This window comes from Cytophagales bacterium (genome assembly GCA_019456305.1).
Classification (GTDB): domain Bacteria; phylum Bacteroidota; class Bacteroidia; order Cytophagales; family VRUD01; genus VRUD01.
This window is the reverse complement of record VRUD01000029.1, coordinates 1-1,760: the sequence shown is the minus strand read 5'-3', so window position 1 is coordinate 1,760 and position 1,760 is coordinate 1. Positions and strand designations below refer to the sequence as shown.

The window sequence follows — 1,760 nt, the reverse complement described above, 5'->3', positions numbered from 1 at the left end:
AATCAAACTTCCCACAACATTTGTTACAGTTACTGACAGATTAATGAAACAACCGTTAGAATCGGTTATTTGACAAGTGTAATTACCGGCACTTAATCCACTAATATCTTCGGTTGTATCTCCATTGCTCCAGGTAAAAATGTAAGGTATCGTTCCGCCTGAAACAGTTATATCAATAGCCCCTTGCCCGTTACCGCAAATTTCATCCGTTACAATTGAACTATTTAGTATCAAACTTCCTGCAGCATTTTTTACAGTTGCTGATAGATTAATAATACAACCGTTGGAATCGGTTATTTGACAAGTGTAATTACCGGCATTCAATCCACTTATATCCTCTAATGTATCTCCTGTACTCCAGGCAAAATTGTAAGGAAAAACGCCACCCGATAGCGTTATATCAATAGCCCCTTGCCCGTCACCGCAGTTTTCATCTGTTATCATGGTGGTGTCTAAACTGAAAAAGCCTGTTTGATTTACTACACCAATAGGTAGGGTGGTAATATTACATCCATTATTATCGGTAATAACGCATGTGTAGCTGCCGGCATTTAATCCGCTAATATCTTCAGTAGTATCTCCATTGCTCCAGGCAAAAACGTACGGCAGCGTTCCTCCGTTAACGGTTATATCAATTGCCCCCTGCCCGTTTCCACAGCTTTCATCGGTTATAATTGTGGTGTCTAAACTAATATTGGCTGTTTGATTTAATACATCAATAGATAGGGTAGTAATACTACATCCGTTATTGTCAGTAATAATGCAGGTGTAACTGCTGGCATTTAATCCGGTAATATCTTCGGTAGTATCTCCATTGCTCCAGGCAAAAATGTACGGCAGCGTTCCTCCGCTAACGGTTATATCAATTGCCCCCTGTCCGTTTCCACAGAGTTCATCGGTTATGATGGTAGTGTCTAAATTAATATTGTCTATTTGATTCAATACATCTATAACAGTTGTAAAATCACACCCGTTATTGTCAGTAATAATGCAGGTATAACTGCCGGCATTTAACCCGATAATATCTTCGGTAGTATCTCCATTGCTCCAGTTAAAAGCGTAAGGAAGCGCTCCTCCGTTAACAGTTATGTCAATTGCCCCCTGTGCGTTTCCACAAATTTCATCCGTTATGATGGTAGTATCTAAACTAATACTAACTGTTTGATTCAATACGTCTATAACAGCCGTCATATCACATCCGTTATTATCGGTAATGATAACGGTATATGTACCAGCAAATAAACCGGTGGCAATATTTGTTGTTTGTGATAAAGGATCATCCCATAAATAACTATAAGGGGAAGTACCCCCTGAGACAGTAATATCAATAGCCCCTTGTCCATCTCCACAAATCTCATCTGTTATAATTGTGTCACTTACCATATAGCCACTGACAATATTCACTATATTAGCATTGGTATCTTTAGTGCAGCCATAGAAATCGCTAACAGTTACGCTGTAATTTCCCTCGCTCAACGCTGTAATATCTTCTGTAGTTGCTCCGTTGCTCCACAGATAAGTATAAGGAGGTGTACCGGCTGAAACGGTAATGTCAATATAACCATTGCTATCTCCGCAAAAATCGTTGGATACGATCACATTGCTTATCTGGTATCCTACGGCTATATTCAATATACCGGCATTTGTACCTGTAATACAATTATTGGTATCGGAAAATATAACAGAATAATTACCGGCACTTAATCCGCTGATATCCTCTATTGTATCTCCATTACTCCAGTTAAAATAATAAGGAGGAG

The 1,760-nt window shown here is 39.0% G+C and carries 1 protein-coding gene and 3 pseudogenes; all 4 read right to left on the bottom strand.

Translation table 11 applies throughout. The features are described from left to right. Positions 1-444, bottom strand: a 444-nt coding sequence (locus FVQ77_07825; GenBank protein MBW8050231.1) for an adhesin, incomplete at its 3' end; no start/stop codon positions are given. Positions 445-573: 129 nt separating this feature from the next. Then, a pseudogene (locus tag FVQ77_07820) lies at positions 574-924 on the bottom strand (adhesin). 108 nt (positions 925-1,032) lie between these two features. Further along, positions 1,033-1,383: pseudogene (locus FVQ77_07815) on the bottom strand (hypothetical protein). 111 nt (positions 1,384-1,494) lie between these two features. Next, a pseudogene (locus FVQ77_07810) lies at positions 1,495-1,722 on the bottom strand (adhesin). Positions 1,723-1,760: the final 38 nt, after the last annotated feature.